General features: G+C 70.2%; 26 protein-coding genes. 17 read left to right on the top strand and 9 right to left on the bottom strand.

Annotated features, from left to right (window positions below; all coding sequences use genetic code 11):
- The 3 genes from AB0C69_RS05185 to AB0C69_RS05175 form a co-directional block, all read left to right on the top strand.
- Positions 1–1,065 (top strand): beta-ketoacyl synthase N-terminal-like domain-containing protein (locus AB0C69_RS05185; RefSeq protein WP_360349991.1); only part of this gene is annotated, 1,065 nt, incomplete at its 5' end.
- A 321-nt stretch (positions 1,066–1,386) separates the two neighbouring features.
- A complete protein-coding gene (locus tag AB0C69_RS05180) occupies positions 1,387–2,307 on the top strand; it encodes an oxygenase MpaB family protein (RefSeq protein WP_360349988.1) in 921 nt (306 codons plus the stop codon).
- Between the two features lie 91 nt (positions 2,308–2,398).
- On the top strand, positions 2,399–3,445 hold the full coding sequence (locus AB0C69_RS05175; protein ID WP_360349985.1) for a lysylphosphatidylglycerol synthase domain-containing protein: 1,047 nt from the start codon (positions 2,399–2,401) through the stop codon (positions 3,443–3,445).
- A 107-nt stretch (positions 3,446–3,552) separates the two neighbouring features.
- Here the strand turns inward: AB0C69_RS05175 and AB0C69_RS05170 are convergent, their stop codons facing one another.
- The 3 genes from AB0C69_RS05170 to AB0C69_RS05160 form a co-directional block, all read right to left on the bottom strand.
- Positions 3,553–4,326 carry a hypothetical protein gene (locus AB0C69_RS05170; RefSeq protein WP_360349982.1) on the bottom strand — a complete coding sequence of 258 codons (774 nt, stop codon included), beginning with the start codon at positions 4,324–4,326 and terminating at the stop codon, positions 3,553–3,555.
- Positions 4,327–4,463: 137 nt separating this feature from the next.
- The gene (locus tag AB0C69_RS05165) at positions 4,464–5,273 is read right to left on the bottom strand and encodes an amidohydrolase family protein (protein ID WP_345183576.1); all 810 of its coding nucleotides are present in this window, start codon (positions 5,271–5,273) and stop codon (positions 4,464–4,466) included.
- Complete coding sequence (locus AB0C69_RS05160; protein WP_360349979.1) at positions 5,263–5,835, bottom strand: TetR/AcrR family transcriptional regulator; 573 nt, start codon at positions 5,833–5,835, stop codon at positions 5,263–5,265. Before AB0C69_RS05160 ends, AB0C69_RS05165 begins: the two co-directional genes overlap by 11 nt.
- A 270-nt stretch (positions 5,836–6,105) precedes the next feature.
- Here AB0C69_RS05160 and AB0C69_RS05155 point away from each other — a divergent pair, with 270 nt between their 5' ends.
- Positions 6,106–7,275, top strand: a complete 1,170-nt coding sequence (locus AB0C69_RS05155) for a Cmx/CmrA family chloramphenicol efflux MFS transporter (RefSeq protein WP_345183580.1) — start codon at positions 6,106–6,108, stop codon at positions 7,273–7,275.
- Here AB0C69_RS05155 and AB0C69_RS05150 read toward each other — a convergent pair.
- Positions 7,221–8,036 carry an SGNH/GDSL hydrolase family protein gene (locus AB0C69_RS05150; RefSeq protein WP_345183582.1) on the bottom strand — a complete coding sequence of 272 codons (816 nt, stop codon included), beginning with the start codon at positions 8,034–8,036 and terminating at the stop codon, positions 7,221–7,223. The genes AB0C69_RS05155 and AB0C69_RS05150 overlap by 55 nt on opposite strands.
- A gap of 375 nt (positions 8,037–8,411) precedes the next feature.
- A complete protein-coding gene (locus tag AB0C69_RS05145; RefSeq protein WP_345183584.1) occupies positions 8,412–8,717 on the bottom strand; it encodes a PGPGW domain-containing protein in 306 nt (101 codons plus the stop codon).
- A 146-nt stretch (positions 8,718–8,863) separates the two neighbouring features.
- On the opposite strand from AB0C69_RS05145, the gene AB0C69_RS05140 reads away from it, so the two are divergent.
- Positions 8,864–9,358 carry an NUDIX domain-containing protein gene (locus AB0C69_RS05140; RefSeq protein WP_360349974.1) on the top strand — a complete coding sequence of 165 codons (495 nt, stop codon included), beginning with the start codon at positions 8,864–8,866 and terminating at the stop codon, positions 9,356–9,358.
- A gap of 17 nt (positions 9,359–9,375) precedes the next feature.
- The gene (locus AB0C69_RS05135; RefSeq protein WP_360349971.1) at positions 9,376–9,768 is read left to right on the top strand and encodes a PPOX class F420-dependent oxidoreductase; all 393 of its coding nucleotides are present in this window, start codon (positions 9,376–9,378) and stop codon (positions 9,766–9,768) included.
- A 17-nt stretch (positions 9,769–9,785) separates the two neighbouring features.
- Here the strand turns inward: AB0C69_RS05135 and AB0C69_RS05130 are convergent, their stop codons facing one another.
- Complete coding sequence (locus tag AB0C69_RS05130) at positions 9,786–10,349, bottom strand: hypothetical protein (RefSeq protein WP_360349968.1); 564 nt, start codon at positions 10,347–10,349, stop codon at positions 9,786–9,788.
- A 236-nt stretch (positions 10,350–10,585) separates the two neighbouring features.
- Here AB0C69_RS05130 and AB0C69_RS05125 point away from each other — a divergent pair, with 236 nt between their 5' ends.
- Positions 10,586–11,524: a hypothetical protein gene (locus tag AB0C69_RS05125; RefSeq protein WP_360349965.1), complete on the top strand. Its 939-nt coding sequence runs from the start codon at positions 10,586–10,588 to the stop codon at positions 11,522–11,524.
- A 26-nt stretch (positions 11,525–11,550) separates the two neighbouring features.
- Here AB0C69_RS05125 and AB0C69_RS05120 read toward each other — a convergent pair whose 3' ends face one another.
- Positions 11,551–11,811, bottom strand: a complete 261-nt coding sequence (locus AB0C69_RS05120) for a hypothetical protein (protein ID WP_360349962.1) — start codon at positions 11,809–11,811, stop codon at positions 11,551–11,553.
- A gap of 143 nt (positions 11,812–11,954) precedes the next feature.
- Between AB0C69_RS05120 and AB0C69_RS05115 the strand changes: the two genes are divergently transcribed.
- A complete protein-coding gene (locus AB0C69_RS05115; RefSeq protein WP_360349959.1) occupies positions 11,955–13,385 on the top strand; it encodes an alpha/beta hydrolase in 1,431 nt (476 codons plus the stop codon).
- A 20-nt stretch (positions 13,386–13,405) separates the two neighbouring features.
- On the opposite strand, the gene AB0C69_RS05110 is transcribed toward AB0C69_RS05115, so the two are convergent.
- Both AB0C69_RS05110 and AB0C69_RS05105 read right to left on the bottom strand, forming a co-directional pair.
- Complete coding sequence (locus tag AB0C69_RS05110; RefSeq protein ID WP_360349956.1) at positions 13,406–13,972, bottom strand: hypothetical protein; 567 nt, start codon at positions 13,970–13,972, stop codon at positions 13,406–13,408.
- The gene (locus AB0C69_RS05105; protein WP_360349953.1) at positions 13,969–14,394 is read right to left on the bottom strand and encodes an ATP-binding protein; all 426 of its coding nucleotides are present in this window, start codon (positions 14,392–14,394) and stop codon (positions 13,969–13,971) included. Before AB0C69_RS05105 ends, AB0C69_RS05110 begins: the two co-directional genes overlap by 4 nt.
- A 691-nt stretch (positions 14,395–15,085) precedes the next feature.
- On the opposite strand from AB0C69_RS05105, the gene AB0C69_RS05100 reads away from it, so the two are divergent.
- From AB0C69_RS05100 to AB0C69_RS05060, 9 genes are all read left to right on the top strand, one after another.
- Positions 15,086–17,053, top strand: a complete 1,968-nt coding sequence (locus AB0C69_RS05100; RefSeq protein ID WP_360349950.1) for a hypothetical protein — start codon at positions 15,086–15,088, stop codon at positions 17,051–17,053.
- Positions 17,040–17,486: a hypothetical protein gene (locus tag AB0C69_RS05095; RefSeq protein WP_360349947.1), complete on the top strand. Its 447-nt coding sequence runs from the start codon at positions 17,040–17,042 to the stop codon at positions 17,484–17,486. Before AB0C69_RS05100 ends, AB0C69_RS05095 begins: the two co-directional genes overlap by 14 nt.
- Positions 17,486–17,992, top strand: a complete 507-nt coding sequence (locus AB0C69_RS05090) for a hypothetical protein (protein ID WP_360349944.1) — start codon at positions 17,486–17,488, stop codon at positions 17,990–17,992. Before AB0C69_RS05095 ends, AB0C69_RS05090 begins: the two co-directional genes overlap by 1 nt.
- 405 nt (positions 17,993–18,397) lie before the next feature.
- Complete coding sequence (locus tag AB0C69_RS05085; RefSeq protein WP_360349941.1) at positions 18,398–19,279, top strand: helix-turn-helix transcriptional regulator; 882 nt, start codon at positions 18,398–18,400, stop codon at positions 19,277–19,279.
- Positions 19,276–19,470, top strand: coding sequence for a DUF397 domain-containing protein (locus AB0C69_RS05080; protein ID WP_360349938.1), 195 nt, complete (start codon positions 19,276–19,278; stop codon positions 19,468–19,470). The genes AB0C69_RS05085 and AB0C69_RS05080 overlap by 4 nt, the downstream gene beginning before the upstream one ends.
- A 613-nt stretch (positions 19,471–20,083) precedes the next feature.
- Positions 20,084–20,566, top strand: a complete 483-nt coding sequence (locus AB0C69_RS05075; protein ID WP_360349935.1) for a GtrA family protein — start codon at positions 20,084–20,086, stop codon at positions 20,564–20,566.
- 305 nt (positions 20,567–20,871) lie between these two features.
- Positions 20,872–22,287, top strand: coding sequence for a class I SAM-dependent DNA methyltransferase (locus AB0C69_RS05070; RefSeq protein WP_360349932.1), 1,416 nt, complete (start codon positions 20,872–20,874; stop codon positions 22,285–22,287).
- Positions 22,280–23,317 carry a hypothetical protein gene (locus AB0C69_RS05065; RefSeq protein ID WP_360349929.1) on the top strand — a complete coding sequence of 346 codons (1,038 nt, stop codon included), beginning with the start codon at positions 22,280–22,282 and terminating at the stop codon, positions 23,315–23,317. Before AB0C69_RS05070 ends, AB0C69_RS05065 begins: the two co-directional genes overlap by 8 nt.
- Positions 23,318–23,342: 25 nt before the next feature.
- The gene (locus tag AB0C69_RS05060; RefSeq protein WP_360349994.1) at positions 23,343–24,137 is read left to right on the top strand and encodes a methyltransferase domain-containing protein; all 795 of its coding nucleotides are present in this window, start codon (positions 23,343–23,345) and stop codon (positions 24,135–24,137) included.
- The last annotated feature ends 42 nt before the right edge of the window (positions 24,138–24,179 follow it).

Raw genomic sequence — 24,179 nt, 5'->3', positions numbered from 1 at the left:
GCCAACCGCACCTTCGTCGTCGGCGTGGGCATGACCAAGTTCGAGAAGCCCGGCTCCCGCGACTGGGAGTACCCCGACATGGCCAAGGAGGCCGTCGGCCACGCCCTGGAGGACGCGGGCGTCGGCTACGACGCCGTCGAGACGGCCTACGCCGGCTCGATGTACGGATCGATGGGCCAGCGCGCCCTCTACGAGACCGGCATGACCGGCATCCCCGTCATGACCGTCATGAACGCGTGCGCGACCGGGTCCAGCGCGCTGTACCTCGCCCGCCAGGCCGTGCGCGGCGGCCTCGCCGACTGCGCCCTCGCACTCGGCATGGAGAAGATGAAGAAGGGCTCGCTCGGCGCCGGCATGGGCGAGTCCAAGGTCACCATCATCGACCACCACCTGCGCTCCATGACCGCGGGCCGCGAGTGGGAGCTGGACAAGGCGCCCATGCCGCAGATGTTCGGCAACGCCGGACGCGAGCACATGGAGAAGTACGGCTCGACCCCCGACCACTACGCCTGGATCGGCTGGAAGAACCACAAGCACTCGGTCAACAACCCCTACGCGCAGTTCCAGACCGAGTACTCCCTCGACGACGTCAAGAACGCCACGATGATCTTCGACCCGCTGACCAAGCTCCAGTGCTCCCCCACCTCCGACGGCGCCGCCGCCGCGCTCGTCGTCAGCGAGCGGTTCCTGGACGAGCACGACCTGTGGGACCAGGCCGTCGAGATCGCCGGCCACCACATCGCGAGCGACACCGGGGAGAGCTTCGCCGACCACTCCTCCATCCAGGTCGTCGGCTTCGGCGTCTCCCAGCGCGCCGCCCGCAAGGCGATGGACGAGGCCCAGGTGTCCATCGACGACGTCGACGTCATCGAACTGCACGACATTAGCGGCCCGTGCTCATCACCTACGAGGCGCTCGGCATGGCCGAGGTCGGCGAGGGTCACAAGCTCGTCGACGATGAAGCCACCACTTATGGCGGCCAGTGGGTCGTCAACCCCTCCGGCGGCCTCATCTCCAAGGGCCACCCCCTCGGCGCCACCGGCCTGGCCCAGTGCGCAGAGCTGACCTGGCAGCTGCGCGGCAAGGCCGGCGCCCGCCAGGTAAACGGCGCCCGCGTCGCCCTCCAGCACAACATCGGCCTCGGCAGCGCCTGCGCCGTCGCCGTGTACAAGCCCGCCACCGCCTGACCCCGCGGGACAGGCACGGGGCCAGGGCCGTTCGCCCCGTCCCTCCGCACGAGGCTCGGCTAGGCCTCGCGGGGAGGGACGGGGCGAACCCGTCCCGGGCCGCGGCGGCCACCGGCCGGGCGCGCGATTGTGCGACAAACATTGACATTTGTCTCACAGTCGTTACGGTGACGGTAAGCAACCGCCGGCAGGAGGTGCGATGCCCGCCCCGCCCCCGCCCCCCACGGTCGTCGCCGCCGCCGCCCGCAGGCCCGCCCGCACGGCCGCCCGCGCCCCGCTCGGCCCCGGCACGCTCCTCTGGCGGCACGCCGCCGACCTGCGCTCCCTGCTCCCCGGCGCCGCCGCCGGGCTGATGCAGCTCATGCACCCCGGCATCGGCGCCGGCGTCACCGAGCACTCCGCGTTCTTCGACGCCCCCTTCGACCGGATCCACCGGTCCGTCCCGCAGATCTGGGCGACGATCCTCGCCCCGGACGGCGCCGCCCGCGCCCGCACCATCCGCGACCTGCACCGCGCCATCGGCGGCGTGGACGAGCGCGCCCGCCGGTACCACGCCCTCGAACCCGAGACGTTCTGGTGGGCGCACGCCACGTTCACCTGGGAGATCTTCAAGGCCGCCGAGACCTTCCACCCCGGCACGCTCACCGCCGAGGACCACGAGCAGATGTACGCCGAGACCGTCACCTGGTACTCCCGCTACGGCGTCAGCATGCGGCCCGTCCCCGCCGACTACGCCGCCTTCCAGTCCAAGTTCTGGCACATCTGCACCCGCACGCTCGAACTCACCCCCGCCGCCGCCCGCGCCCTGGAGATCGCCAAGCACGGCTCCGACACCGTCGCCCTGCTGCCCGTCGGCGGCCCCCGGATCGACCGCGCCGGGCGGCTCGCCATCGAGCGCCCGCTCCGCCTGATCACCTTCGGCTGCCTGCCGCAGGTCGTCCGCGACCGCTTCGACATCCCCTGGTCCCCGCTCGACCAGGCCCGGTTCGCCGCCCTCGCTCTGGCCAACCGGCAGGGCTACCGCATGATGCCCACCGGACTCAACCACTGGGCCCTGCGCAGCATGCTCCGCTACATCGGCGCCCAGACCCGTCAGGACCGCTACCGCCCGGCCGCCTGAGCGGCGCCTCCCTCCCGCAGGTCACGCAACGTTCTTGTCGAAGGAGTCCGGAGGTCGCATGCGCTTCAGCCGGGTCATCGGAAACTGAGGCGTGGAGACGATCACAGCCGGCGCCGTCCCCGCGGCGGTCGCCAAGCTCCCAGGCCTCGGCGCCGACGCCGCGGCGCCGTCCCTCGTCCGCCGGATCCACCGGGCCCGCTGGGCGGTCGCCGGACTCCTGCTGGCCGTCCTCACCGCCGCCCTCCTGACGACCGCCGGGCCGCTGCGACCGGCCCTCGCCGCCCTCGGCCACATGCGCTGGGGGTTCCTGCCGGTCCTGGTACTGCTGTCCCTGCTGCACTACGTCTGCTCCGCGGTCGCGCTGCGCGGCGCGGCGGGCCGCCCGCTCCCCCTGGTCAGGACGACGATGACGCAGCTCACCGCGTCGGCCGCCAACCGCGTCACGCCCGGGGGCCTCGGCGCCGCGGCCGTCAACACCCGCTACCTCGTGTGCCGCGGCCTGCCGCTGCCCCGCACCGCCGTCGCCGTGGCGGTCCTCCAGGTCGCCGGCGTCCCCGCCGACCTTCTGCTGACGGGCGCGGCCCTCGGCCTCGGCGCCGTCCTGGCCCCGGGCGGCGGGAACGACCGGATGCTGGACGCCCTCGGCCACCACGCCTCCCGGGCCGCCGGCCTCGTGCCGCCCCTCCCGCTGCTCATGGCCGCCGGCGTGCTGCTGCCGGCCGCCGTGCTGTGGGGCCGCCGCGCGGTCCGCTCCACCGCGGCCCGCAGCGCCGCGGCCGGGCTCGCCGACCTGTGCCGCCGCCCGCGCGACCTCGCGGTCACCCTCGCCGCGTCCGCGGGGACCACGCTCGTCCTCGGCGTCGCGTTCGCCCTCGGCGTCCTCGCCGTCCCCGGGACGGCGGTGGGCCCCGCCGACGCGCCGGCGCTCATCGCCGCCTACCTGGTGGGGGCCGCGGCGGGCTCGGCCGTCCCGACGCCCGGCGGCGTCGGCTCCACCGAGGCCGCCCTCGTCGCCGCGCTCGCCGCCCTCGGGATCGCCGCGGGCCCGGCCCTGCACGCCGTCCTGCTCTTCCGGGCGGTCACGTTCTGGGCGCCCGTCCCGCTGGGCATCCTGGCCTGCCGGACGCTCCGGCGGTGACTCCCTCATCGTGCCCGGCCCGCGTGCGGCCCTCCCTCGTCGCGTGAGGAAGGGCCGCCGGTCGGGCTGGAGGCCCGGCGCGGTGCCGGGCCTCCGGTTCTGTGCCGCTACCCGACGACCCACCTGAACCGCGCGGGTCGCCTGACGCGGTAACGCCGATCGCCGATCAGGTCCTCATCGGCGTAGTCCACCGCGGCCTCGACGACCGCGCTGACGGTTCCGCCGACGACGCCCGGCTCGAGATCGCTGCCGAACCAGCCGGAGACGCGGCCCGCGGCGCTCGCCGGCAGGACGACCACGCCGAAGCGGAGAAGGACGCCGGCCTTGCCGAGGAACTCCTCGATCTCGACGCTGCCGCCGCAGACGACGATCCGGCTGCGACCCTTCGCCTTCTTGACGAGCCCGGTGCCGCCGTCGCTGAGACCGCCGTCGATAGGCGCCCTCTCGACGACGCGGGCTTCGCTGGTGACCTCATCGATGATGACGAAGGCGCGACCGCTGACGTTCTCGTAACAGCCATTGCCAGCGAGTTCGTCGATGGTGACGGTGCCGTTGCCTTCGTTGTGGACACGGCCGCGGCCGGTGACCTTGCCGATGGTGACGGTGCCGGCCTTGAGGACGCCGTCGCCGCCACCGTTCCAGTTCCGGACGTAGCCATGGCCGGTGACCTTGCCGATGGTGACGGTTCCACCACCCGGGTTGAGGAGGCGGCCGCTGTCGGCGACCTCCTCGATGACGAGGGTGCCGAGGCCTGCGTTGCACACCTCGCCAGTGACCTTCTTCACGGTGATGGTTTCGCCACGCGCGGGCGTGAGAACGAAGCTGCCGTCGAAAGGGCACTCCCTGTAGGAGATGGTGCCGTAGCTTTCACGGTGACCCACGATTGCCTCCTGCGTGTTGTTTGTCGTTGACGCCCCCATCCGTGTGGAAGCGCCGTGTAGAACCGTCCAGATCGCGGACGGTCGCGCAAGGCGGCGGGCGGCATCGCCGCGGCCGCCGCCTTTACATTGTAGATCAATTACAGGCGGAAGACCCTGCGGGCGTTGCCCGCGAGGAACGCCTCCCGGGCGTCCTCGCCCAGGCCGAGGTCGTCCAGGCCCTTGAGCGCCCGCTCGGCGGTCAGCATCGGGTAGTTGGTGCCGAACATGACCTTGTGGTGCCGGTCCTGGGCCATGTACCGGACGAGCTCAGGCGGGTACCTGCGGACCGTGTACGCGGACGTGTCGATGTAGACGTTCGGGTGCTTCCGGCACACCGCGACCATCTCCTCCGTCCACGGGTAGCCGATGTGCCCGCCCACGATGACGAGCTCGGGGAAGTCGAGCGCCACCTGGTCGACGTACGGGATGGGCCGGCCCGTCTCGCTCGGGCGCAGCGGGCCCGTGTGGCCGACCTGCGTGCAGAAGGGGACGCCCAGCTCCACGCATTCGGCGAACAGGGGGTAGAACCGACGGTCGGTGGGAGGCAGCTCCCACAGCCACGGCACCACGCGCAGGCCCTTGAAGCCCAGTTCGCCCACGCACCGCCTCAGTTCCCGCACGGCCTCCATCGGCTTGCGCAGGTCGACCGAGGCGATGCCGGCGAGCCGGCCGGGGGCCTGCCGGACGAACGACGCGACCTCGTCGTTGCTCACGAGGTCGCCCTCGGGCCCGTACCAGGCGCTGATCAGGCCGAGGTCCACTCCCCCGGCGTCCATCGCCGCGACCGTGGCGCCGACCGGGACCTCCTCCGCCGGCGGCTCCTGCCCCGTCCACCTCCAGAGCGAGTCGAGCATCTCGTGCCGCAGGAACCGCACCGTCCCGTGCTGCATCCACGCGTCAATCACCATGGGGACCTCCCACCGACCGCCATGCGGCCTCGCTCAGCGATTCGACCTGCCCGCCGTCCGGTTCGGGGCACTGGCCGTTCAGCCAGAGCCGGCACAGTTCCTGCGCGGGCCCGAGCCACAGGACGAACGCGGTCACCGCGTCCACGTCGAGCAGCGCGCCGTGCCGCGCCTGCACGCGCCACCAGCTGCGCACCTCGCGGAAGAACGCGCCGTTGCGCTCGGCCAGCCCGGCACTTCCGGCGGGACGTTCGGTGAACATGAACCGGGCCCGGCCCGGATGCTCCCTGCACCACCGGACGTGGAACGCCACGACCGAGGCCACCGCCTCCCGCGCACCGCCGTGCGCCTTCAGTTCGGCGAGGAAGGCGTCCTGGTACATCCCGATGCTCTCGACGAACAGCGCCTCCGCCACCTGCTCCTTGCCGGAGAAGTGGTGGTAGAGGCTGCCCACGCTCACCCCGCTCGCCGCCCTGAGCCCGCTCAGCGTGGTCCCGGCGACCCCGTCGCGCCCGAACAGCTCCAGCGCCGCCCGCAGGATCCGCTCCCGTCCGGCCTCCGTCATAGAACATTATTCTGCCATGCCAGAACAATGTTCTGTACGGGGGGCCTCCGGGGCCCTGCTAGCCTCATGACCATGTCCAGCCCCGAGTCCGACAGACGCTGACTCCCGGGCGGCTCCCCTTCGGGCGGGCCGCCTGAGGCGGGCTGCCTTCCTCGCCCTCGCATTCGAGGGATCTTCTTTCTGCCGTCGCCGTCCGTGCCGACGCCGGACGGCCTTCTCGGCGCAGCCCCCATCGACAGCCGACCTGTTCGCCGTCTCGGGAGTCTCCCCTTGCCTTTCGCCGTCTACGTCCTCGGGCTCGCCGTGTTCGCCCAGGGCACCTCCGAATTCATGCTGTCCGGGCTCGTCCCGGGCATCGCCGCGGACCTGGGCGTGTCCATCCCCGCCGCCGGCCTGCTCACCTCCGCCTTCGCCGTCGGCATGGTGATCGGCGCCCCGTCCATGACCCTGCTGGCCCGCCGGTGGCCGCGCCGCCGCGCGCTGCTGGCGTTCCTGGTCGCCTTCGTCGCCGTCCACGTCGTCGGCGCCCTCACCACCAGCTACGCGGTGCTGCTGGCCACCCGCGTCGCCGCCGCCCTGGCCAACGCCGGGTTCTGGGCCGTCGCGCTCGCCACCGCGACCGCGCTCGTGCCGCCCGCCGCCCGCGCCCGCGCCACGTCCGTCGTGGTCGGGGGCGTCACCGTCGCCTGCGTCGCCGGGGTCCCGGCGGGCGCGGTGCTCGGCGGGGCGTGGGGCTGGCGGGCCGCCTTCTGGGCGGTCGCGCTGGTCTCGCTGCCCGCCGTCGCCGCGATCGCCAGGGCGATCCCGGAGGAGCGCCCGTCCGCGGGCGCCGCCCGCAGCGAACTGCGCGCCCTGGCCAACGGCCGCCTGCTGCTCACCCTCTCCGTCAACGCGCTGTTCCAGGGCGCGACGTTCTGCACCTTCACCTACCTCGCGCCGCTCGCCACGAACGTCGCCGGTTTCGGCTCCGCCTGGGTGCCGGCGCTGCTGGCGCTCTTCGGCGCCGGGTCCTTCGCGGGCGTGACCATCGGCGGACGGATCGCCGACGCGCATCCCGCCGCGCTGATCGCCGCGGGCATGACGTCCCTGACCGCCGGGTGGGCCGTCCTCGCGCTGACGGCCGGAAGCCCGGCGGCGGTCGTCGTGCTGGTGTTCGTGCAGGGGATGCTGGCGTTCGGCACGGGCCCGGCGCTGATCTCACGCGTCCTGGAGCAGGGCTCCGCGGCGCCGACGCTGGCCGGCGGGTTCGCCACCGCGGCGTTCAACGTCGGCGGGACGCTCGGCCCGTGGCTCGGCGGCGCCGCGATCGGCGCCGGCCTCGGCTACCGCTCGCCCGTGTGGGTGAGCGCGACGCTGATGGCCGGCGCGATCGCGGTCCTCGCCGGTCAGGTCTGCTTCTGGAGGGCCAGACTGGCCGAGCCCGTCAGCGCCGGCAGGTAGCCGGAACGGTGGCCCAGCGCGGTCGGGTGGTAGGAGGAGCCGATCGGGATCGTGACCGCGTTGAGCCAGTCGTCGCCGGAGCACAGCTCGTGCCCGGAGAACTCGTCCCGGACGTCCGACCACGTGAACCCGGCGCGCCCCGCGGCGGCGGAGACGACGGTGTCGAGGGTGTCGGCGGCGTGGTTGAGCGCGGTGCGCTTGGTGTTGCTCAGCCCCGCGCACCAGTCGACGATGATGTAGAGGCGCGGGTACCCGAGCACCACCACCCGCGCCGACGGGGACTTCGCACGGATCTGGCCGTACAGCGAGTCGAGCTGTCCGGGGAGCGTGTTCTTCATGTAGGTCTCGGCCTGCGTCACCCTGCTCTGGCACGAGGCGTTCGACTGCAGGACGCACGTCTGCATGACGTCGGCGAACCCGGCGTCGTTGCCGCCGGCGGTGATGCTCACGAGCGTCGTGGAGGAGCTGAGCGCGCCGAGCTGGCCGCTGGCGACGGTCGTGGTCGTCGCGCCGGAGCAGGCGACGAACTTGTACGACGACGTCGCGTGCGACGCCGCCCACAGGTTCGGATAGGCGTTCGCGCTGCGCTGGCACGTTCCGCTGTTCGGATCGTAGTTCCCGGCCCCCGTGCCGGACGAGTAGGAGTCGCCGAGGGCGACGTAGTTGGGGCCGGCCGCCGAGGCGGTGCCGGACCCGAGCAGTGAGGCGGCGGCGAAGGTCGCCGCACCGAAGGCGACCAGACTGGGGCGGGAAAGACGCATCGGCACACTCCGGGCGACGTATCGAATTGTGTCTTCCGTCCTATACCCGAAGCGCCTTTACGCCAAGCTCAATTCTGATCAACTTTGTTTGGCATGATTCGCCATTGCCATCCGAAATATCCAGAAAACCGGGCCGGTCGCCCTCAAGATCTGACTACCATTCCGGCACGCTTCCCGGCGGCCCCAGGAGCCCGTCCAGCATCCTCCGCCCCCCGTCCGCCGCGGCGGCGGAAGGCGGCACAGCCCTCCCCCTGAGAGGAATGACCGGCACGGGGACATTTACCTATCTCGCGGCGATTCGCGACGGCAGAAAAAGCGGATGGGGCGGGACGTCTTTCGGACGTCCCGCCCCATCCGCCTCGGGGCGGCCCGGGCTCAGCCCTTGCGGCCGAGACGGGAGGCTCCGCCCCGGATCCGGTGCCAGGCGGCGCGCGCGTGGCCGTTCACGCCGGCGCTGATGCGGCGGGCGGTCGGGAACTCGGTCCCGAGAAGGCCGAGCCCGGCGAGGATCGCGACGATGCCGGGACCGGGCAGCACGAGCATGGCGACGCCCGCGACGATCAGGGCGGCTCCGGCCACCGCGACGCCGATCTTGCGGAGCAGGCGGACATGCGCGCCGCGGCGGCTCGCGGGCGCCGCGTCGGCGTCCGTCCCGGCACGGTCCATGGCGGTCGTGGTCACATCGTCCCCCGATCTGCGTACACGGCTTTCTTCTGGGACGAACCGGCATGGCGGCGAAGATCCCCGATCCGACGCGGTGTGGCCAGAGTCACACCCCGTCCCCCGGGGCGGCCGCCCGCCGTCCGCGGGCCGCTAGCATCGCGGGAATGAAGATCCCGTTCGGCGCGCGGGCCCGTCTCGGGAGCCTGGCCGCGCCGGTGTGGAGGCGGCTGAGCGGCCGGACGCAGTGGCGGCTCGCGCGGCTCCGGCACCAGACGTTCCTGGTGTACGCGGGAGGGATCGTCCAGGACGAGCAGGGCCGGATCCTGCTGCTCCGCCACCGGCTGTGGCCCCCGTACCGCGCCTGGGGGCTGCCGGGCGGATACGTCGACGCCGGCGAGCGCCTCGAAGACGGCGTCGCGCGCGAGGTCCGGGAGGAGACGGCCCTGGAGGTCGAGGTCACCGCGCCGCCGCTCCACGTCGCGAGCGGGTTCCGGCACCGCGTCGAGGCCTACTACGCGGCCCGGATCGTCGGCGGGCGGCTCGACCTGGACGCGGGCGAGATCCTGGAGGCCCGCTGGTGGCCCCTCGACGCGCTCCCCGAGGAGATGTCGCCCCGGCTCCGCGGCGTCATCGCCTCCCTTGACCTCAGCCGCGGTTGAGGTTGCACCCTGGTGTCATGAGCCTCACCGACCTCGAACGCGACTACCTCTCCACCCAGCGCCTCGGCCGCCTCGCCACCGTCGGGCCCAAGGGCGACCCGCAGAACAACCCCGTCGGGTTCGCCTACAACGCCGAGACCGGGACGATCGACATCGGCGGCTGGAACCTCGCCGAATCCCGCAAATACCGCAACCTCCGCCACAACGACCAGGTCGCCTTCGTCGTGGACGACCTCGTCTCCGTCAAGCCGTGGCGGGTGCGAGGCATCGAGATCCGCGGTCGCGCCGAGACCGCGGTCGCGGAGAACTCCCGCTTCAGCGGCGACGTCATCCGCGTCCACCCGCACACCGTCTTCACCTGGGGCATCGACCCGGGCGCCGAAGGGATGACCAAGCGCGTCGTCGAGTAGCCGCCCGGCTCCGACCGTCAGAGGCCGACCTCATCGGGGCCGAAGGGAGGAAGGTAGATCTCGTCGCGGCGGACCACCCGCAGGCCGGGGCGCGCGGCGGACAGGTCGACCTCCCCCTCCGCGTACAGGACGACCTCCGCGAGCCGGTCGAGCGGCGGCAGCAGCCCGAAGTCGCCGTGGGCGAGGGTGAGGGACTCCAGCCCGACGATGTCCTTGAGGCTCGCCAGACCGTCGACGTCGACGTTGGACAGGATGAGGCGGCGGACGGGGGTGCCGCTGAGCTGCGCCAGATCGATGTTGGCGGCGGGTCCGGCGAGTTGGAGCAGCTCCCACGGCCGGCCCGCCAGCGGCCCCAGGTCCATGCCGTTGTCGTCCCAGAGCAGGGCCTCGGTGACCGAGGTCAGCCAGCGGACGGGCTCGAACGTCCCCACCCACGCGTAGTCGGTCGTGAGCCGGCGCCGCCGCAGGATCGGCTCGGCGGGCGGCGGCTCCTCGGCGTCGGTACCGGCCAGCACCCGCCGCCACACCGGCCAGAGATTCCCCCAGAACTCGTCCCAGACGAACTCCTCGTCATCGTCCACCCCGGCATTGTCGCCCCCGGACGGCGTACTGGCAAAGCAGGAGCGAGACGCCCCGGTCGCGCACGTGCGGGATTTGCACACCAGTCACTTACACGGGCGATACGCGGGTCATCCGAATTCCATACAAGACCATTTCCCATCACCCCTCAGGCCATTGACGGCCAATATCCGCCACGGGCTCGGAGTACGTGATAAAAATCTGACGGCCGCAACGAGACGACTGTCAGGAATCCTTTGTGGACGAGAAACGCGAGACGCCCCCGCCGTGGTCTCCGACGATCAGCACCGAGTGCCCGGTCGGTGTCGCGCAGCAGGCGTGGATCGAGGCGTCGATCACTTGGTTCGTCCAGGAGTTCGGCCGGGACCCGGTGATGCGGCCGATCGTCCTGCCCCAGCCGGATCTGCGGGCCGCCGGCTACACCGGCACGCCGAAGCAGATCGACGACGTGGTCGCGCGGACGTGCGAGCAGATGGGGATCGACCGATCCGAACTCACCGTGGAGCTCTTCGACCGCGAGGACGAGGACGCGACGGCCCGCGACGGCAAGCGCGCGGTCGGGCACTACTACGTCGAGGACGGCCGGGCGGTCATCGGGCTCGACGTGACGGAGGCGTCCGACGCCGCCTACCTGATCGCCGTGATCGCGCACGAACTGTGCCATGTCCGCCTCCTCGGCGAGGAGCGGATCACCACCGAACGCAAGGACCACGAACGGCTCACCGACCTCCTCACCGTCTATTTCGGATTCGGCGTCTTCAGCACGAACGCGGCGCTGAGATTCGGCGAGGCGACCCGGGGCTTCTCCATCCAGCCCCTGGGGGATCTGGACGAGCGCACCCTGAACGCCGCCCGCAACGACGGCTATTCGCGGCTCGGGTATCTGACGGAGCGCGAGTTCGGCTACGCGATGGCCTGCTACGCCTGGCTGCGGGGCGAGACCGACCCACCGTGGGCGGCCCGCGTGGACCCGGGGCCGCGAGCCCTCCTGCGGCAGGGCCTCGCCTACCTGTCCCGGTCCGCCATGCAGGGCGAGTTCCCGACCCGCCGGACCGGAGACGTCCCGGTCACGGTCCGCGTGACACCGAGGACCGGCCCCGTATGGCGCGGCGGCCTCCACCTGACGGTCCAGCCGACCGCCTGGCCCCCGAGAGCACCCGGCCATCGGCCGACCTGACCCCGCGCGGCCCACGAGGACTGGTTTCAGCGCGCCTCACCACGCTGGTTCGCCAGCAGTTCCTGAGCCTCCCGCCAGTGCAGATGCGAATGCTTCTTGCCCAATGCCAAATGCTCGTGGCAGAACCAGTACACCTCCGGAGGATGGCCGACCCAGCCCTCCCGATACTGTTCCTGGCGGACCGCCTCCTCTTCAGGGGTGAGCGCGAACCGAACAGTTTCGAACGACGAGAACGGCACCCCGTCGCGAAGGGTCCGTAGACAAACGAAGCACATCGGCGGCATCAAAGCGACTCCTCAGGTAAGGGGAAACCCCTCCGAACGGTAGCGCCGCAGCGGCCCTGCCTCCTCCAAATGGTCGATGCCCACCCGCCGGGATGCGACCGTCCGGCCGATGCACCGACCGCGCCGCATCAGCAGGATCGGCAGGCATGAACCGAACTTCTGTGCTGGCGGCCTTCGCCCTGACCATTCCACCCATGATGGCCGTCCCGGGCAGCGCGACGGCGAGCACGATCGCCTGGCGGGCCTGCGGGGACACCGGCGCCGAGTGCGGGACCGTCACGGTGCCCGTGGACTGGTCTCACCCGGACGGGCGGAAGCTGTCGCTGGCCGTGACCCGCCGGAAGGCGGCCAAGGCCCGAGCCGGCGCGTTGCTGTACAACCCCGGCGGCCCCGGAACCGGCGCTGCCGACCTGGTCCGAGACTGGGCACCGCAGTTCTTCTCACCCCGGTTGCGGGACCGGTTCGACATCGTCGGAATCGACCCGCGCGGTGTCGGCGGCAGCGAACAGATCTCCTGCAAGATGCCCGTGCACGACCCGGAAGTGACACAGTTCCCCAGTACCAGGCCTGAGTACGAGCGCATGGTGGCCCATAACAAGTCGGTAGGGCAGAGCTGCGATCCGCTCATCCGGCACGTCGACACGGTGAGCGCGGCGCGTGACTTCGACGCCGTGCGCGCCGCCCTGGGAGAAAGAAAAGTCAGCTACCTGGGCCGCTCGTACGGCAGCATGCTCGGCACCCAGTACGCGCGACTGTTCCCCGACCGAATCCGCACCATGGCCTTGGACGGCGTCGTCGACCACGGCATGCCGTCCCGCCGCATGGTGGTCGAAGCAGCATCGGCCGTGGAGGACTCCTTCGACCGGTTCGCGGCCTGGTGCGCGCGGACAGCCGACTGCGAACTGCACGGACGTCCGGTCGGAAAGGTGTGGGACGCGCTCGTTCAGCGGGCCGAGCGCCATCCCCTGCCGGTTCCCGGCGGCCGGCCGCTGACAGCCGAGGAACTGCGCTACAGCGTCTACGCGATGCTGACGCTGTTCCCCGAGTTCGGGCAGGGACTCGCGCGCGGCATCGCCGAAGCCGACGGAAACAACGCCTCGCTGCTAGGCCAGATGCGCGACCAGGCACTGTACGACCCGGCGAGCACGGCCGCCTACCGGGCGATCCTGTGCCAGGACATCGACCCGCAGGTGCCTGACTTCCGCGAGTTGCGCCGCCGTGAACACCTGATCCGGCGGCGGGCCCCGCACATGGGCGGGACGTCGGAGTTCTGGGACATGACGACCGGGTGCATCGGCTGGCCCGTCCGCCCGGCCGCCCCCCAACGCCCGGTGCACATCCGCGACGCGCCACCCGTCCTGCTGGTGGGCAACACCCACGACCCGGCCACGCCCCTGGCATGGGCGAAGAGCCTGAGCCGCGGCATCCGAGGCTCGAAGGTCCTGGCCTACGACGGCGACGGCCACACCGCCTACCTCCGCAACCGCTGCGCGACCACCGGCATCGACAACTACCTGATCACCGGCACACTCCCGACCACCGATCACAGACCGGACGCAGGCCGGCGCGTCAGGTGAGCCTCACGCGCATGGGCTGTCTAGAGGCCCGCTCGGTAGCGGGTGTATTCGCAGGCGAGGACGTCGAGGGGGATGGACGGCCAGCGGCTCAGCGTGCCCGTGTGGCGGTCGATGATCAGTAATGGGGTCTCGTCGTCGCCGAGGTCGCCGGCGGGGCGGGCGACGAAGCCGTCCGGGAGCTCTTCGATGATCAGCGGCACGGGTGGGCCACCGCGCCAGAAGTGCGCGTCCGCGCGCCGCCACGCCTCGGCCCGGTCGACCAGCGCCGGGCGGACGCTGTAGGCGGCGAGGACGTGGGCGAGGCCGCGCAACGTCCGGCATTCGGGCGTCCCGCAGCCGCGGCAGACGGGTTCGCCGTGCGGCCCCTCGCCGGGGCGGTGGGAGGCGAGGACGCAGGTCAGCGCGGCGGTGCAGGCGAGCACGAGGCGCCGCGACTGCGCGACGAACTCCCGACTCGCGGAATCGAGGCTTCCCGCCTGGACGAGGGCGGCGTCGACGGAGTGGGGATCGGCGCGCATCGCGGCGGTCATCGCCGCGTGGACGCGCAGGTGGACCTGGTCGTGCGTCCAGGAGGCCGGCTCGGTCACGCGGCCCACTCCCCCGCGAACACGGCGGTGACCGTCCGCCCCTCGCCATTGCCGTGCCATCCCCAGCTCGCGGCGGTGAGCGAGACGGTGCGCAGGCCCCGGCCGGACTCTGCCAGCTCGGCGGCGTCCAGCGCCGCGGGCTCACCGGGGCCGCCCTGGTCGGTGACCGACACCGCGACCAGGCCGCCGTCCCGCACGACCTCCACGGTGAACCTGCCGCCCACCTGGCCGGACTTGGTATGCCGCAGCGCGTTGACGACCAGCTCGTCGGCGGCGAGCAGGACGTCGTCGAGGAAGGGGCAGCCGTCCAGTAGGCAACCCACGAACCGCCGGGCGTTGCGGGCCTGCTCGGGTCCGCCGGGGAAGGAGCGCCGCCAATACAACGGCGCCGGCTTCACTACCGGAAGCAAGGTCAGTGACATCAGAGCACCTCGGATCGCAATGGACGTCAGCGTTGCGGATCTGACAGGTCTCCCCTGTCGTCCGCACGCACATCGTCACACTCGGTCGCCAGTCGAGCACGGAGGATTAGAGCTCTACTTGCCCCGGCAAGGGATTCAGCACAAGCGCTGGTCTAATATCCGATCTCCGCACACGCGGAATTCACGCGCCCAGAGCTTGCACGTGCGGGCGAAGCGGCGAGGAAACGCCTTTCTCCTCGACGGCCACGTCACCCGCGTCCGCCTTGCCCGGACGGCCGAAGCGCCCTTCGGGCGAACGCTGCCGGACAGCGACACCGGGCGGCACCCAAGTCGTCCACCGTGAGCACCGCCGCCCCGAAGACATGGCGGGTCCCGCACGACTCCACGGCCGCCCAGAACACCCATCTAGGCATGAAAGCCGCACCACCGGAACACTTGAATGACCTGACCTGTGACGCCAACCCGCCCCCGCACGCCCAGAAATGCAAACGGAACCAGCGCGAAGCCCACATGCAGTCACGCGATACGCGCGCCTACTGGATGTGAGTGGATTATCGGCACGTGCAAAGTTCGCACGTGCGCGATTACATAGGGGCCGGTGTGATCCGACGTTGGCCCCGCACGTCACGGACATGCCCGGTGAGCCGTCTGGTCGGCCGGTTCGCCTCCCCCCATGGAAAGGGCTGCGAGCGTGGGCTTGGACAATCCCCCCGGCGGGCCGGGCAAGGGCCCCGAGACCCCCGACAAGCCCACCCCGCCACGCACCGAGAGCAAGCCTCCGGCCGACGCTTCCGGCGGATCGCAAACGCCTCGTATAGACAGCTATGTGGCAGCGGGCCAGCCGGTTCCAGGTCGGCCGGAAGCCGGCACCGAACGGCGAGGCGACCGCGAAGCGCAGCCCAACGGAACCTCAACCGATTCCTCCTCCAACGGCCCGGCCGCGGAGAAGCCGCAGACCCCCGGTGACCCGCCGTCCGAAGCCGAACCGAAGACCGAGAAGGAACCAGAGACCGGCAAGACTGAAATCGGCTCCCAGCTGGACGAAGAGCGGGACCACGACGCCGACCCAACTCAGCCCGACAACGCCGGCACGGAAGCGGAAAAGCCCGGCCAGGCCAAGCCCGAGAACCCACGGCAAGACGAGGGCGAACTGGGCACCGGCGACCGCGGCTCCAAGACCGAGCAGTCCGAGCCAGGCAAGGCGAAAGAGCAGGATGGCGGCAAGGACAACGGCAGGACCGCCGACGAGCCTGCGTCCTCCGAGCAGCCGAGCACCCGCCCGGACGAGGCTTCTCAGTTCCCGCCCGGCTCCCGCCGAGCAAGCCTCGCCGCCACCCGCGAGCAACAAGCGGAAACCGCGGAACATTGGCGAGCCATATTCCAGGACACCCAGCCCGCCGATGGCACCGGAGAGGGAACCACCGGCAGAAGCGGTGACAGCGGAGCCCAACCACAGAACGAGAACGCGGGATCGGACGGGCGCGGGCCGGAAGCACATCCCCCAGCCGCCGAGACACCGCCCGGCACTACCGACGACGGTGGCACTTCCAGCGGCGACGCACCCGGCGACGGTGAAGGGTCCAGCAGCCGCGATCAGTCCCCGTCTGGGATCCCCGAAGTAGAGGCGGAGCCCCCTACGCAAGAGGTAACGCGCCCGCAAGATCAGGAGCCCGAGCCCGTCCCGCGACTGGACTCCTCTGGCTCGGGCGACGGCAGTGGCGACCCGCCGACTGCACCACCAGCAGACAGCGCATCACCCGCCGACGACCAGCCCCAGGGCGGGAACGACGAGACGCCGCCGGGCTCGGAGGTCGGCCAACCCATCGAACCCGCCGCCGAGGCCGACCCCGCCGTCCTCGAACCCGGCCGCGAAGCATCCCCCATCGGCCCAGAAACCCCGGACCAAGGCACCGAGCCGCCCGAGCCCAAGGCTGACGACGGAACTAAGGGCGACGAGACAGACCACCCGAAGCCCGCCGACGAGACCGCGCTCCCTCCCGAGAGAACTGGCGAGAACGTCACGCCCCCAGAAGCTTCCGGTGACCAGAGCGACGGCCATGGTAGAACTGCCGAAGGCCCGGAGCTCACCGAGGCCACTGACGAAAGCAACCCACCCGATCGCGAGGCCGAACAGTCCGGCGAAAGAGAGGAATCCGGCACAGAACTAACGCCTCACGAAGAAGAATCGACGGGCATAGAAAGAAGTCGGTTCGCCGGGCAAGTCACGATAACCCTCGACCGCGACGGAAGACCGATCCCGCCAGACCGACCGGACGCCGACACCGAGACCTCGGGCCGCGGCGAACTCCGCCGCCCAGAAGACGACCGCGCCTCTCGCGATTACCAGGAAAGAAAACCCGATAAACTATCTCGACTTCGCGGTGAGCTGAAAAAATTCGTTGACAAATCAGACGACACGAAAGAATTTGTAGAGAAATTCTCCGCACCAGCTCAAAAGAAACTGGAACGAGTAAAACCGACAGGGCAATTGTGTGGAGCCCGTCTCAACACTGACCACATAAAGGCACCCGACGAGAAAGTCAAGGCCGGGGATACCGTCCTAGGCGCCGTAGGCACGGCGATCGTCGTGACAGAGATCATTCGTTTCGGTATCAATATTGCAAGGAACTCAAGAAGGAGAGAGCATGCCGATCACTGACGAACAGGTCGCAGTATTGCGAGCCCAGCTTAAAGGAAATCGCGCCGAGCATCTCAGACTTATGGAGCAACTTGACTCCAATGAAGCCAACGAGTACTATCCAGCGCTCGTAGCAGCAGCCTTCATTGAAGCCGCCGAACAATACTTCATAAAAGACGGTGAAGTTGCAGATGATTCTCAGATCATCGACTTTGTTGCTCAAATGCGAGAAAGAAGCGACGAATCTTCCGATCTGATTAATCCCAGCCTTGCAGAAAGCATGATACGAGACTTGCTCGGAAAAGGCGAGATGATCGACGCTGAACCGGGCGTCAAATTTGGACACCAAATCGTTATAGTGGCAGCTATAGTGGGCGAGAGACAGTTCACTCCAGCCGAACTCGAAGCGTTCTTGCAGAGCGCGCGTTCGCTCGCCGAAGAGTTGCTCAAGTAATGGATTTTTCAAAAATTCGTATTGGCGAGGAGAACATTCTCGCGTTGCGGTCGTTTCTTTTGGAGGGACCTGAAGCTTGGGTTCCTCTTCAGGACGAAATGCAGGTAAATGATGAGACGGCGGCCGGGTACATGTCGCTGCTCTTCTGCGCATTCGAAGTCGCGGTACGTCGAAAGTTCGCCCCGACTTACATTGTCGGTCAGCTCGTTCGGTTCGTCGCCGATGTGCGGATCGCGGCCGGTGAGGACGCAGACCTGATCAATCCGCTCGTCGCCGAGGACATGGTACGGCGTGCCGTCGACGCGCCTCCGCTGAAGGAAACCGTCCCGGACGATCTGTCGGCCACTCTGCATGCCCAGGTCTTCATCCTGCTCTACCTCGTCGCTGAGATGGATCTCGATCGGGCTGGACTGGAGCAGTTCATCGACGAGGTCACCTCCTATACCGAAGAGTGGCTTGCGGCGCGGCGAGACGAAGCCTCCGCTTCGGCCTCTTCATCGTCCTGACGAACGCAGCTGGATGGTCGTCCATCCGCATTGGCCGCGCTCCTGACCCGTTCATGGTGGTTGCGACCGTTGCAGGAGAGCCGTACGGGCCATGACACCTCGATGAGCCTCTCCTGGTGCCACGAGAACCCGAATTAGCCTCCTGGAGGGGGCAGCTCGCCCCCTCGGGACTTGTCGCGCATTTCCGGTACGCCCAGGTATGAGCTTTAACAAACTGGCCTTATTTGACCGAATCGGGCTGGCGAGGGCTGCAACTTCCATTTGTTGCACGTGCGGATTTTGGCTCTCGCGTTGGCGTGACGGAGTTTTGTCGGGACGTGACTCTACTATTGCCGGGCAACGTTCGATTGCAGTGAGTTAGCGATCAATACGGACTGTGTTCGACGCGATATCGGGAGGACGGCCATGCCCAGCCCCTACGTCCGCCGCCGCCGGCTGGCGGCCGAGATCCGCGAACTCCGAGAGAGTCGCGGCCTCACGACAGACGCTCTCGCACGCCTCGTCTTCCACTCCCGGACGAAGATCACCCGCCTCGAGAACGCCCAGATCCGCCCAGACTTGGCCGAGATCATGAACATACTCGACGCTCTCGACATCACGGGCAGCCAATATGATCGGCTGCTCAAGCTAGCCCGTGAGGCAGCTCAGAAGGGCTGGTGGGACCGCTACGGGATGTCCATGGGACCTCGCCAAAAACTCGCGGCCGACCTTGAATACAACGCTAGTACCGTCCGCAGCTACGACCAGACCGCGATGCCGGGCGCCTTACAGTGCCGCCCGTTCATCGAGGCTCTTATCAAGCTCGACGAGAACCAGGGGTCGCTCGAATACCAGCCTGAGCGAATGACCGAAGCGCGCGAGCATAGGCAGCGCGAGCTGTTGCGGGCTGATGGACCATTCTACGAAACCGTCCTGGACGAGTGCTTGATTCATCGGCTGGCGGTACCACCCGAGGCGATGTCGGCTCAGCTTCGTTACATGATCAAGCTAGGCTCGGAGGTCGACCGGATCACAATTCGGGTGCTGCTGCACGACGCCCGCATCCCCGGGGGCTTCCTGCCGAAGTCGTCGTTCTACCTCTACACGTTCGCCGAGTCCGGCGATCCTCCGATGGCGATCGTCGACACCGTGACCACAGACCTCGTTGTCACGCAGCGGGGCGAGGTCGTTCGGTACACGGAAAGATATGATCGCCTGCGTGAGGCTGCACTGTCTGCGGAGGACAGCATCTCCTTCCTTGATCGGGTGGCCAACAGGCTTGCCGACCAGACAGGATCGGTTACATGACCAAACTCTTCCACGGCTGGCGCAAATCTGGCCACAGCGAACCCAACGGCCACTGTGTCGAGGTCGGTCGGGCCACCGACGGCACGATCGGAGTCCGCGACACCAAGCACTACGGCGAGAGCCCAATTCTGGAGTTCACCGGCGGGGAGTGGCGGAAGTTCCTGGACGAGATCCGCGCGGAGATCCCCTGACCTCTGCAAACTAAACAGCCTTGAGACGACGGCGTCGTCTCAAGGCCAGGGGTACTCATCATGTCCTCCACGTGGCATCGTCCCTGTCGAGAGGCAACTCCGGCCCGGCTCGGGCGGCTTGCCGGAGGCATTGCGAGCTTGAACGCGTCATAGACCCCGAGGTCTACGCCTTCGTTCGGACGAACCGTTCGGGTCGCTGTGTCTGCAATCCCTGAATCAGGCCGAAGCAGGATACGAGAACCAAGCATGTTTTGACGGAGATCGCTATTGGCGACCGGGTTTCGGACGCGCTCTTGCGAAAGATCAAGGACACGGTTCGGCGGGCGGCCTCGACGATGCCGTCGACTTCCTCGGCGAGGATCTCCTGTCCGCGGCGGACCAGCGCCGGGGCGGGCGGTCCGTCCGCGGGTACCGCCTCACCGACGACGCCGCGGCGAGGCTCAGGAACAGGCGCGGGTGACGGCCAACCGTATGCTCCTGCCGCCGAGCTTCTCTATGGTGTTGGGTCTGATTAGCTTGCGGCGGTTCACCGAGCCTGGACGGTCGTCACTGGCGTGTAGCCGCCGCGCACCCCTTCGGCGGCCTGCCTCATCAGAGAATCGGAGAGCGGAACTTGTTCAAGGGATTGGCGCGGCACCTGTCGGCGTTCGCTGTGATCGGCGCACTGTGCACGGTCGCTTGGCTTCTGCTCTATCTCGTGTTCCGCACTGTGATGCCGTCGCTGGCCGCCAACGCCCTCTCGCTGGTGGTCACCACTGTCGCGAACACGGCGGCGAACCGCCGCTACACGTTCGGGGTCGTGGGGTCGGAGGGGGCGCTGCGGCACCAGATCGAGGGCGGCGTCGTCTTCCTGATCGGGCTGGGGCTCAGCAGCGCCGGGCTCGGCCTGGTGCATCTGCTCGCGCCGTCCGCCCCTCGTGCCGTGGAGGTCGGGGCGATGCTGGTCTCCTACGCGGTGGCCACCGTGGTGCGGTTCGTGCTTCTGAGCGGCTGGGTGTTCCACCCCCGTCGGCACGCTGCTCCGGCCGATGCCACGGCGGAGGAGGAAGCTCCCGCGCTCCCAGTGGAGGCTCTGGAGGCCCCGCAGTCCTCTTGAGGTGATCGCACACCGGCAGCGGGATCGCTGAGGGACGGGCTGGGGCGCCGTGCCCATGTCGTGGACGGCGACCTTGGCGACAGCGGTCCTGATGAGGTCCAGGTGAGGCCTGTCGAAGGCGCAGGCCGGAATCCATGACGGACGTTAACGCGGGTAGCTCCTTGATCAGCCGTCCAGGCGCCCGTGAATTTTGGTCTCAATCGCGAGCAGGTGGGCCACCTCGCCGGGGCCGTCCAGGACGGACGGCATACCGAGGGCAGGTAGCGCGGGCCATCTCGGAGATCAGCTCGGCTTGCGCGGGCTCCTTGGTCTGGAAGGGCGATGTCCTCTGGAAGGCCGCCGACAAGCTGCGCGGATCCGTCGACGCGGCGCAGTACCGGGACTTCGTCCTCGGGCTCGTGTTCCTCAAGTACGTGTCCGACTCCTCCGGGGACGGGGCCTTCCGGGTCCCGGACGGGGCGCGGTGGGCGGACCTCTCCCCCGCCGCCGGGGACATCGGTGAGCGGATCGACGCGGCGATGGGCGCCGTCATGCGCGCCAACCCGTCGCTGGACGGCGCACTCCCCCAGATCTTCACCCGGGTCGACCGGCGGCGCCTCGGCGAGCTGGTCGAGCTGATCGGCCGGGTGCGGTTCGCGGCGGATTCCGGGACGCGGCCCGCGCGGGACGTGCTCGGCGAGGTCTACGAGTACTTCCTGGAGAAGTTCGCGCGGGCCGAGGGCAAGCGCGGCGGCGAGTTCTACACCCCCGCCGGCGTGGTCAGGCTGCTGGTGGAGGTCCTGGAGCCGTTCCGGGGACGGGTGTACGACCCGTGCTGCGGCTCCGGCGGCATGTTCGTGCAGGCGGAGAGGTTCGTCCTCAGCCACCGGGGGCGGCCCGACGACATCGCGGTGTACGGGCAGGAGGCCAACGAGCGGACATGGCGGCTGGCCAGAATGAACCTGGCCGTCCACGAGATCGCGGGTGACGTCCGCCGCGCCGACGCCTTCTACGAGGACGCCCATCCCGGCCTCGCCGCCGACCACGTCCTCGCCAACCCGCCGTTCAACATGTCGGACTGGTACCGCGATCCCGGCGACGCGCGCTGGCGGTACGGCGTCCCGCCCGCGGGGAACGCCAACTTCGCCTGGATCCAGCACATCGTGGCCAAGCTCGGGCCGCGCGGCCGCGCGGGCGTGGTGATGGCGAACGGATCCATGTCGTCCCGGCAGTCGGGCGAGGGCGAGATCCGCGCGGCGCTGGTGGAGGCCGACCTCGTCTCGTGCGTCGTCGCGCTGCCGGACCGGCTCTTCCGCACCACCCCGATCCCCGCCTGCCTCTGGTTCCTCGACAAGCGCAAGAGCGTCCCGGGCGAGGTGCTCTTCGTCGACGCCCGCGAGATGGGGACGATGGTCGACCGCACCGAGCGGATCCTCACCGGCGACGACATCGCCCGCATCGCCGGCGCCTACCGTGCCTGGCGCGACGGCGGCCATTCCGACGTCCCCGGCTTCTCCCACGCGGCGGGGCGGGACGAGATCAGGTCGCACGGCCACGTCCTCACGCCGGGACGCTACGTCGGCGCCGCCGAGACCGACCGCGGCGACGAGCCCGCGGCCGACCGGGTGGAGCGGCTCACCAAGGAGCTCCTCACGCACCTGGACGAGTCGGCGCGGCTCGACCAGGTCGTCCGGGACGAGCTGGACCGGTTCGGCGGCCGGGCCGGGCGGCTCGATGACTGACGTGGCCCTGGGCGACCTCGTCACGTTCTCGAACGGCCGGTCGCGACCCGTCCCGGGCACCCGCTACCGGACGTTCGGCGCCAACGGGGTCATCGGGACGTCCGGCGGGTTCAACGCCGGGCCGGGCTCCACCATCGTCGGGCGCGTCGGGAGCTACTGCGGGGCCGTCCACTACAGCCCCGACCGGTGCTGGGTCACCGACAACGCCATCATCGCCACGGCCAGGGACGGCGTGAACCCGCGCTACGTCCCCTACCTGCTCAGGCGGCTCGGCCTGAACCGGTACCGCATGGGCTCGGGGCAGCCGCTCCTCACCCACGCGATCCTGAACGGCCTCGCCGTCCGGCGGCCGACCCGCGCGGAGCAGGACGCGGCGGCGTCCGTGCTGGGGGCGCTCGACGACAAGATCGAGGTGAACGGGCGCATCGCGGCCGGCGGCGACGCGCTGGTCCGCGCCCGCTACGACGAGGCGGCGGCCGCGTCCGCGTCCGCCGTCCCGATCGGCGACCTCGGCGACCTGGTGCGCGGCGCCGTCCCGCCGGAGCGGATCGGACGGGACGACAACTACATCGCCCTTGAGCACATGCCGAAGAGGCACATGTGGCTCTCGACCTGGACCGACGCGTCCGGCGTCACCAGCGCGAAGCTGCGCTTCGCGGCCGGTGACGTCCTGTTCGGCAGGCTCCGCCCCGCCTTCCACAAGGCGGGCCTCGCCTTCGTGGACGGCGTCGCCTCGACCGACGTCCTCGTCGTCCGCCCGAAGGACGCCGCCCGCCGGGGCTGGCTCCTCGCCGCCCTGGCTAGCGACGAGGTCGTGGCGCACGCCTGCGCCGTCGGCGACGGTACGAAGATGCCGCGCGTCAAGTGGCAGGACATCGCCGCCTTCACGGTCCCCTGGCCCGGCGACGGCGCCGCCCGCTCGTTCGGCGGTTTCGCCGCCGCGCTGGCCCGGCGGGTGGAGGCCGCCACGGCGGAGAGCGCGGCCCTCGCGGACCTCCGCGACACCCTCCTGCCGGAACTGGTCCCCTGACACGCGCCCGCGCCACCGGGGGGGCATCATCGGACGGTGGACGACCGAGGCGGGCGTCCGCTTCAAGGCGATCTCCGAGCTGTTCGACCCGTGGACCTTCCGCCACCTCGACGACGCGGGCCTGCGTCCCGGCCTGCGGGTCTGGGAGGTCGGCGCCGGCGGGCCGTCCGTGGCGTCCTGGATCGCGGGCCGCGTCGGGGCGGCCGGCCGCGTGCTGGCGACCGACATCGACGTGTCCTGGCTGGCGGACGCGCCGGAGCTCGCCGGAGCCCCGGTCGAGGTCCGGCGCCACGACCTGGTGCGCGACGCTCCGCCCGAGGGGCCGTTCGACCTCGTCCACGCCCGGCTCGTGCTGGTCCACCTCGCGGACCGCGACCGGGCCCTCCGGACGATGGTCGACGCCCTGCGGCCCGGCGGCGTCCTGATCGTCGAGGACGCCGACCCGGGGCTCCAGCCGCTGGCCTGCCCCGACGAGCGCGGGCCGGACGAGCGCCTCGCCAACGCCGTCCGGCGCGGCTTCCGCGCGCTGCTCGCCGAGCGCGGCGCCGACCTCGCCTACGGCCGCAGGCTCCCCCGGCTCCTGCGCGACGCCGGCCTGGACGACGTGCGCGCCGACGCGTTCTTCCCCCTGTCGGCCCCGGCCTGCGGCGTCCTGGAGACCGCGTCCATCCTCCAGGTGCGCGACCGGCTCATCGAGGGCGGGCACGCCACCGCCGAGGAGATCCGTCACCTGCTGGCCGCCATCGCCGCGGGGCGCCTCGACCTCACCCTCGCCCCGCTGATCTCCGCTTGGGGACGCAGGCCCGGCGGAGAGCGGTAAGGCGCCGCCACGTGGCGGATCTTGGACGGCGTGTGACGTCCC

Origin of the sequence: Actinomadura sp. NPDC048032, from assembly GCF_040653175.1 — a bacterium.
In the GTDB taxonomy this organism is placed as follows: domain Bacteria; phylum Actinomycetota; class Actinomycetes; order Streptosporangiales; family Streptosporangiaceae; genus Spirillospora; species Spirillospora verrucosospora.
This window is presented reverse-complemented; position numbering and strand designations above follow the sequence as displayed.